This is a genomic window from Paracoccus aestuariivivens, assembly GCF_009711225.1.
In the GTDB taxonomy this organism is placed as follows: Bacteria; Pseudomonadota; Alphaproteobacteria; order Rhodobacterales; family Rhodobacteraceae; genus Paracoccus; species Paracoccus aestuariivivens.
Genome location: NZ_WMIE01000042.1, coordinates 1 through 8,557, shown reverse-complemented (window position 1 = coordinate 8,557; position 8,557 = coordinate 1). Strand labels below are relative to the sequence as shown.

6 protein-coding genes and 1 pseudogene are annotated in these 8,557 nt (G+C 62.2%); 4 read left to right on the top strand and 3 right to left on the bottom strand.

Features of this window, described 5'->3' with window-relative positions:
• Nucleotides 1-85 precede the first annotated feature (85 nt).
• Nucleotides 86-517 (top strand): alkaline phosphatase family protein, encoded by a 432-nt coding sequence (locus GL286_RS21725; protein ID WP_211596481.1) that lies wholly within the window; start codon nt 86-88, stop codon nt 515-517.
• A 131-nt stretch (nt 518-648) separates the two neighbouring features.
• Here the strand turns inward: GL286_RS21725 and GL286_RS21720 are convergent, their stop codons facing one another.
• From GL286_RS21720 to GL286_RS21710, 3 genes are all read right to left on the bottom strand, one after another.
• Nucleotides 649-2,046 (bottom strand): DUF1254 domain-containing protein, encoded by a 1,398-nt coding sequence (locus GL286_RS21720; protein WP_211596480.1) that lies wholly within the window; start codon nt 2,044-2,046, stop codon nt 649-651.
• 116 nt (nt 2,047-2,162) lie between these two features.
• The gene (locus tag GL286_RS21715) at nt 2,163-4,568 is read right to left on the bottom strand and encodes an arylsulfatase (RefSeq protein ID WP_211596479.1); all 2,406 of its coding nucleotides are present in this window, start codon (nt 4,566-4,568) and stop codon (nt 2,163-2,165) included.
• A gap of 263 nt (nt 4,569-4,831) precedes the next feature.
• Nucleotides 4,832-5,839 (bottom strand): SphA family protein, encoded by a 1,008-nt coding sequence (locus GL286_RS21710; RefSeq protein ID WP_155097653.1) that lies wholly within the window; start codon nt 5,837-5,839, stop codon nt 4,832-4,834.
• A gap of 546 nt (nt 5,840-6,385) precedes the next feature.
• Between GL286_RS21710 and GL286_RS21700 the strand changes: the two genes are divergently transcribed.
• The 3 genes and pseudogenes from GL286_RS21700 to GL286_RS21690 all read left to right on the top strand — a co-directional run.
• Nucleotides 6,386-7,021 (top strand): NAD(P)H-binding protein, encoded by a 636-nt coding sequence (locus GL286_RS21700; protein ID WP_170295359.1) that lies wholly within the window; start codon nt 6,386-6,388, stop codon nt 7,019-7,021.
• A 121-nt stretch (nt 7,022-7,142) separates the two neighbouring features.
• The gene (locus GL286_RS21695; RefSeq protein WP_155097651.1) at nt 7,143-7,733 is read left to right on the top strand and encodes a TetR/AcrR family transcriptional regulator; all 591 of its coding nucleotides are present in this window, start codon (nt 7,143-7,145) and stop codon (nt 7,731-7,733) included.
• A 401-nt stretch (nt 7,734-8,134) separates the two neighbouring features.
• Nucleotides 8,135-8,431, top strand: a pseudogene (locus GL286_RS21690) (transposase); the annotation flags it as partial.
• Between the last annotated feature and the right edge of the window lie 126 nt (nt 8,432-8,557).

The window sequence follows — 8,557 nt, the reverse complement described above, 5'->3', positions numbered from 1 at the left end:
GATTGCCTATCTCCCCCCCGCCGCGACCTATGCCTCGCATCAGGCCCCGAAGGAGCTGATCGACAAGTTCTAGGGCGTGTTCGACATGGGCTGGAATGTCTATCGCGAAGAGACCTTCGAGCGCCCGAAGGAACGCGGGATCATCCTCGAGAATGCTGAGCTGACGCCCTGCCCTGCCAGCCTGTCTGCCTGGGACAGCCTGACCGACGGCGAGAAGCGGCTTTCCGCGCGCATGATGGAGGTCTTCGCGGCCTATGGCGAGCAGGTCGATTACGAGGTGGGGCCCGTGCTCGACTACGTCAAGATGCTGCCGGGCGCCGACAACGCGATGATCATCTATATCGTCGGCGACAACGGCGCCTCGGCCGAAGGCGGCTTCGGGCCTGGCCGTGTCCGGCGAATGTCGCAGGAAGGCTGCGAAAGCCTTGATAGCCCGAATATGAGACTGCGGCTCCTCGCCCATGCCGAGAATACTATGCCCTGTCACGCGCCCGACAACGGACCGCCGACTGGCTAATTCGAGCCCAAAGCCGCCGGTCGCGGACTGACCTACAGTCCAGTGCTCGCCGGTCGCGAATAGCCCCAAAGCGGTCGTTCGCGCACATTCTACGAGTGGCGGACGAAGCGGTCGTAGCGGTGGCCCTGGCGTCACTCGATAACCGTGAAGTCGCCCGGCTTCCAACTGCCATCGAAGGCAGGAGGCTCGGGGCCGTAGATGCGGAAATAGACGAACCATCCCTTGCCCGGAAGGGTGCGGATCCACCGATCCTGCTGGCCTTTTGGTGCCTCTGGCCCGAAGAGAAGATCGACATGGTCCCCGCTCAGGTCCGTCAGTTCGAAGAGCGAACGCAACGCGGCCTTCGCCTGCTCGGTCTGGATCTGGCTGCGTGTCTCGGCATCATAGACCGTCACCGACCAGAAGAGCCGGTTCGGAACCGGCAGCGGAACCCGTAGCCGGTAGGTCTTGCCGCCGTCAAGATACTCTCCCGCCTCGTCGCGCAGACCCAGCCAGTAGAGCGAACCGGTCGCGGGGTCGCGGCGGAACATCGCGGGTGAAGTCGCGATCGCCTGATAGAACCATTTCTCTGACGCGTAGCTGTCGCGGTAGTCAGGGGTGTCGAACGAGCCGTTCTCGAAACGCAGCGCCGCCCATTGCCATTGGCGGTCGGGCCAGACCAGCCGGTCCGGTCGGCGATCGGCCAGCGACTCGACCCGCATCTGTGCTGAACCGGTCTTCGCCGCCTCGACAAGGATAGCTGCCATGCGCTCGTCCGGAGCGAACGGCATTCCCTTGGCAATACCCAGCGCCGCCAGGTCGCCGTAGAAGGCGCGCGAATCCTCCAGCACGGGTTCGCTGTTCACGACCTCCTGGAGCACTTGCCAATATTCCAGATCGCGTTCGAAGCGCGTCGGCGTCTGGTCCTGCGGCATCTGGGTCACGTCGATCCATGCCGGGTCCACCCAGTCCGAAGATGGGGTCAAGGGATGAACCTTGATTGTCTGCAGGCGCGCGATGGCGCCCTGCACGTCACCGGCTTCGGGCAGCGCCCTCATCCCGGCCACCACGGTGAAGGACGTCGCGCGAGAGGGGTGGTAACCATCAGGGATCTCACCTTGGTAATCCGGCGGCAGCAGCAGGTGCTTTCCGCCCTTGCCGGCATCGGGGCCGGGCAGGCCCATGTCCGCGATCCAGCGCTGGTGGATGTCCAGCGCCGCCCCCAGCAGGGGTCCCGGCGGAACCTCGATGACAAGCGGCCCGGCCCGGAGGTCGAGAAGCATCCCGCCATAGGGCGTGTCGGAGTTCAGGGTGAATCCGACATGGCGCGGCTGCGTGTCCATGTAGGTGAAAACCCGGTTCGGCTCTGCGCCCAGCCGCAACATCTCCCTGACGATCGCGGCGCTCGACACGGTCGGGTAAAAGAACCGATAGGCCCTGACCGCCCGGTTCAGGTCTGCCTCACCGAACGCCATCTGCACCGTCTCGGGGGTAGGGTAGCCGCCATTGAACTGATAGTCCTGCGCGACAGAGGGCCCGATGCCTGCCACGACCGCGATCGCCCAAACTGCTATCAGTCTCCGTCTCACATGCATGATGGTCCTGTCCTCGTGATTAGCCCGCGGTTGCGACGATCGTGGGCGCAGATTGCGCCGCACCCTGTTGGTCATTTCAGGTCGATCTTGACCTGCTCGATGGCGCCGGTGAAGGCAAAGGGCGGCGTGTAGGTGAAATCGACAGCGGAGCCCACGTCTTCGCCCACGTCGAAGCCTTCACCGAGCGAGATCTGGATCGGGATCGTCTTCGGCAGCTCGCCCTTGGCCACATCGCTGCCGTTTACCTTCAGCGTCACCGTCGCGGACTTGCCGAACTCGCCCGCCGCGCCGTGATAGGCGAAATCGACTTGCAGTTCGGCCTTGCCGGCCGGCAGCTGATCGGGAGCGGTGATGGTGTGACGCTCAAGCGCGAGATAGTTGTAGACAAAGGTCGGTCGGCCATCGCGCAGGTAAAGCCCGTAGCCACCGACCAGGCCGCCATGCGTCGCTATCATGCCCTGCGCCCCGCTTTCGGGCACGTCGATATCGGCTGTCAGCGTCCAGGACCGGTTCAAAATGCGAGGTGCCGCGTCATTCGGCAGCGCCACCTGACCGGGGTAGTAGGTGAACGAGGTCGCGTCGCCCGCAAGGCTCGGGCGTCCCATTTCTTCCGAGTTCAGCCGCTCAACCGCGCGCCAGTCCAGCGGCAGCACGTTATGCCGCGCCGCCTCGGCCCACCACAGGTCCTGCATCTGACGCAGCTTTTCCGGATTTTCCGCGGCCAGATCGTGGGCTTGGGTAAAGTCCTCGTCGATGTTGTAAAGCTCCCATTCCTGCTTGTCGACGTCGTAGCCGGTATGGATCGGATTCCACGGAGCGAAGGCCATGGCCGAGGCCACCCAGCCGACCTCGTAGATGCCCCTTGCGCCCGCCATCTCGAAATATTGCACCTTGTGCCGTTCCTCGGCGCCGGCATCGTCAAGGACAGGCGCGAAGCTGATGCCCTCGATCGGCTTCTGGGGCACGCCGTTCAGCTCGGCGGGCGGGGTGATGCCAATCAGGTCGTAAAGCGTGGGCACGATGTCGATCGTGTGCAGAAATTGCGACCTGACCCCGCCACCTTCGGTGATCCGCGCAGGCCAGGAGACAATCATGGGGTTGCGCGTGCCGCCGAAATGGCTCGCCACCTGCTTCGTCCACTGGAACGGCGTGTTCATCGCATGAGCCCAAGCAGATGGGAAATGATTATAGTGCTTCGGCCCGCCCAGCTCATCGATGACCTTCAGGTTTTCCTGCCAGCTTTCGGGGAAGCCGTTGAAGAACAGGTTTTCGTTCACCGAACCTTCAATACCTCCCTCGGCGCTCGACCCGTTGTCGCCGGCGATGTAGATGAAGATGGTGTTATCGGCACCCGGCAGCGCCTTCACCGCCTCGACCACGCGGCCCATCTCGTGATCGACATTGGCGCCGTAGCCCGCAAATACCTCCATCATCCGGGCGTAAAGCCGCTTCTGGTCGGCGTTCAGCGTATCCCAGGCGGGCAGACCGTCCGAGCGTGCGGTCAGTTCGGCCTCAGCCGGGACCACGCCCAGTTCCTTCTGCCGTGCGAAGGCCTGTTCGCGGTAGGCGTCCCAACCGGCATCGAACTTGCCCCTGTAGGGTTCGATCCATTGCTCGGGCACCTGATGCGGCGAATGCGTGGCGCCGGGCGCGACATAAAGGAAGAAAGGCCGGTCGGGAGCGATGGTCTTCACCTTGCGCACCCAGTCGACCGCATGATCGGCAAGATCGGTGGTCAGATAGTAGTCCGGATCATCCGATGTCGGCACGAGGTTCCGATTCTCGTAAAGGATCGGGTTGAAATGGCTCATGTCCCCGGCGTTGAAGCCGTAAAAATAGTCGAAACCAAGGCCGTTGGCCCATCGGTCGAAGGGACCGGCCGCGCTTGCTTCCCAGGTGGGCGTGTTGTGGTTCTTGCCGATCCAAGCGGTCATGTAGCCGTTCTGGCGCAGCACCTCGGCGACCGTCCCTGCATTGCGCGGCAGAATTGCGGTATAGCCTTCATATCCTGTCGCCGTCTCCGCAATGACGCCCGCGGCAACCGAATGATGATTGCGCCCGGTCATCAGCGCGGCGCGCGTAGGCGAGCATAGCGCAGTGGTGTGGAAGCGAGTAAAGCGCAGCCCCTCCGCCGCGAGTGCGTCCATGGTGGGCGAGGCGATGCCGCCGCCGAAGGTCGCAAACTGTCCGTAGCCTGCGTCGTCCAGCAGGATCAACACGACGTTCGGCGCACCCTGCGGCGCTTGCACCGGCTGCGGGAATTGCGGCGGGTCGGAATCGAGGATCGTGCGCCCGACCGTGCCGGAGAATTGGAAATCGGACCGCGGCAGAACGCTCGGCGTTCCGGTCGAGGCAGACTGGGCGAGGACCGACCCGGTAAAGGCGAACGTCAGTGCGACAGTAGCGAGACCAGCGCTCGCGACTGAACCGGTCACACCTCGCATCAGGTTCATGGCGGGGATCATCGCTTTCAACATGGATAGCCTCCTCGTTCTGTTCAGATGAGATCGAAAAAACTCAGGTCAGGTGTAAATCTGCAGGTATCGAAATGGGGTCGTCGCGGGTCGGGCTTCACTGTTTTTGGTGCAGTCGAAGTCTGGCGTAGCTTGGTAGCCGGTCGCGACATCCTTGCCGTAAGCCGGGCAAGATTGGTCTCGCTTGCCGCAACCTTCCGCTTCAGCGAGGATTCGGACAAGGACCAATTCGCGGCTTGGGCCAGCCGACGTCGGCCTCCGCAACTTCAGAACTTCCCGGCGATGGTCAGGAAGACTGCGTCACCCTTCATGCGGTTATCCACGTCGATCTCGTGCGCCCATTTGAAGGTCAGGTCGATCTCGTTGCCGTTCGCCAGCTTGCTCTTGTAGGTCAGCAGGGGGCCGATGGCGATGGAACTGCCGCGGAAGCCATCATGGTTATCAGCGAAACCGCCATCATCGTCATCATCCTGTATCTGGTAAAGAAAACCTGCCAGTGCCCCGACGGCCAGTTGCTCATTGACGCTTTTCGTCATCGATACATCCAGATGGGCCACGGCACCGCTGTAGTAATCGGTGTCAGGGTTCCTCGTGTTGATATCGACGCCGAACTTGGCGGAAAGGTCCAAGCCCTGTTCCGGTATCAGGCGGGTCACGCCGATTGCCGGGGTGAAGGTCCAGTAGTTCAGGCCGATGAAGGCAATGTCGCCGCTCTCCCATTCACCGGTCGGAGCGGTGACGGTTAGAGAGGACGAGAAGAACATGTTCATGGCGTCGTTGTGCCAGCCAAGCGCGACCGGGGCAAAGGCGATATCCCCCAGGCCCGCCACGTCCTGATCTGTGTCGATCGGACCGAGCTCCGCCGTGGCGCCGGTCCAGCCGAACGGCAGCGCGAACTGAAAGGAGTAGGTCCAGTTTCCGGGGAGGCTTTGTTCAGGAACATAGACTCCGGCCAACGCGGTGACCCACATGTCGGCCTCAAGCCCGATGGCGATCCGTCCCTCGCCGAAGGGGACGGTGTCGCCCGCCTCGCCGTGGTAATAGGCATTCTGGATCCCCCAGTATAAGCCTGGTGCGGGCGGCACAACACCGGCCCCAGGGCCCGCGAAGATGCCAGGGATATAGCGGCCTGCCACCGCTTCGGTCGCCCGCGCCTGTGGCGCCGCCGAGGTCAAGAGCGCGGCTGTGACTCCGATCGACAGAAGCGAGGAGCGTGCTCTCGCACTGCGGACCGTTCGCCTTTCAATGCTGAGATTTTCTAACGTGTCATGCATTGACAACTGCCTCCAATGCGAAACCGAAAAGCGTCGACATCAGCGCCGTAGCCCGGTGCACGCAACCAAGCTATCGCAAGCGCCGCGGTGAGTCTTTCGTCACTTCCACAATTGAACGAGCATGTTGCAAACTGGTATCGACGAGATCGATTAGCCCGTTGCTGGATGACTTGACTACGCTGGCAAGAGCGTCCGCTTTTGCCCGACCTTCACTATCCGAGGGCAGGTCACTCGCCTGAGCCAAACCAGCCAATTGATGTCCCACAGCATGTTGGTCGGAGCCCTTTGCTGTCGTTCGAGCCCGGTTTGAGGCACGGATCCCTTCGCCCGTGCAGTGGCCAATCCGGATCTGGTGGAGCGCTTCCGCCGTGGCGCAGCGCTCAATCAACCGGACAGTGCCACCTTCTACCAGGGCGAGGAACGCGGATATACCGACTATCCGACGCTCGATGATGCTGCCTGAGCAGCCAAACACGCGGGCCGGGGATGTGCCCCGGTTCGCAGCTTGATGGTCCTCTGGACCGTTTCGGAAAGGCGGCGGGAGCCATGACGGACGAGATATTGGTGGTCGGAGTCGGAGGACTGGGCAAATGCATGGTCCTCGAAGCACTTGGCCGAGGCCTACGCGTGTCGGTCCTCGTTCGGAATCGGACGAAGCTTGAAGCAGATCTTGGCAAGGAGATCGACCTTCAACTGAGCCAAATCACGGTCGGGGACGCCTTGCGGCCTACGGTCCTCGACGCGGCCATGGCCGGGGTGGATGTCGTGCTGTCCGGGAAGGGCGCCGATCCGGAACTGGCTGCGGCATTGGCAGATGCGGTCAAACGCAATCGGGTGAGCAAACTCTGCTGGCCGGCTGGCACCACGAATGTCATGGCCGAGGACGGGATCACGCCGAACTACAATAAACTTGCTCATCTCGGAACCTGGGTCGAGCGGGCCTTTCACGCCCATGCCGCCTGCATCGCGGCCATCCGCGCGGCGGACATCAACCATGTCATTTTCTGCCCCGGCCGCATGGCGGGTCTGGGCCGGCGAAGCCCGGATGTCGAAGCATCGCTGCGTATCAACCGCGATTCGGGCCCCTTCGTGTCTTACGAGGATGCCGCATGGGTGATGCTGGAAGCCGCCACCACTCATGAATATGACCGTCAACTGGTGAGCGCCGCAACGACGGTCTGACCCTTCGGTCTCGCCGGCGAAGCCTGCGGCCAACTTACATCGGCAAATTCGGAGACGGGTCGCCAGAAAGCGTGGACAGGCACCGGTTTGCAACCTAATGCCGACAGAAAGAGGATCGAAAATGGCGCGTCCAAGAGAGTTCAACGAAGACGAAGCCCTGCTGCAGGCAACCCGGCTGTTCTGGAGCAAGGGATATGAAGGCACGTCGATGTCGGACCTGCTGCGCGTGACGGGCCTGAGCAAAAGCAGCCTTTACGACACTTTCGGCAGCAAGCGCGCTCTCTTCCTCGCAGCTTTCGAGGCCTATCGACTTGAGAGAATGCGGGTCATGCGCGGGTATCTGCAAAGCGGGACGACCGCCTATGACGCGATTGCCGCCTTCTTCGCGATGGTGCTGGAGCATGCGCGTGCCGCCGATCGCCCCTTCGGCTGCATGAGCTGCAACGAAGCCGCCGAGATGGCACCCCATGACGAGGAAGTTCAAAATCTGATCGAACGGGACTTTGACGGTATGGAAACGGCCTTCGCCGAGGCTATCGAGCGCGGTCACGGAGACGGCTCCATCCCCCTCGAAAACGATGCAAGACAGTTTGCCCGCTTCCTGAATGCGACCCATCACGGAATTCAGATACTGGCCCGCACCAAGGGTAATGTGGAGCGAATGGACGATGCCGTGACGGTAACGCTTCGCGCACTGAGGTCAGTAGGGTGACGGACTGACTGCGACAACAAGGTCAGGATCTGAGGCCTCATTCTGAAGATATCGTCAGCTCACAAATATAGTTGTGAGGGGTTGCAGCGACTATGGCGAGCGGCAGGTTTGTCCGCATTTTTAACCGCGGCCGAGAGCATCTCGCTGCGCGGTGTCTGAGGGGCGGCTTTGGTGAATGCTGCTGCGCAGCATAGTGACAGGCCGACCGGCAGGTTAGGGCCGACCTCTCCTGTCCGGGCGGCTCCAGACCCAGTTCGGCCCGCCGGATCCCCTCCGCTCCACTACTCCATGGCGCATGCGCTATCATAGAGCCGGCGCGTGCCATGGTGCATTGGCCCGGCTTTGTTGAGCAAATGCGTTGAAGGGTTCACCTTGTGAATCCAGTTTGTTAGTTAAGCTGCATGAGCAGACCGAAGCCCCCGACCTCCCGCACGACGAACTGGCGTGACTACAACGCGGCGCTTGCGCGTCGTGGGTCACTGTCGATCTGGTTCGATCCCTAGACACAGTGGCTTGCCGCACCAACTGGCAAGCACGGACGGCAGCCGGTGTTCGCCGACGCCGCGATCCAGGCCTGCCTGACGCTGAAGACGCTGTTTGGATTGCCGCTTCGGGAAACGGCCGGGATGGTGGCGAGTCTGCTCGATCTTGCCGGACAGGATTGGCCGGTACCGGACTTCAGCACCGTTTGCCGCAGAGGTGGTCGCACGAATTCGGATCGGGGGCTAAGCTTTAGCGCCTGAGGAAGAATGACCGGAAATGACGAAACGCAGACGCTATTCTGCAGAGTTCAGGGCGAAGGTGGCTCTTGAGGCCATCCGCGG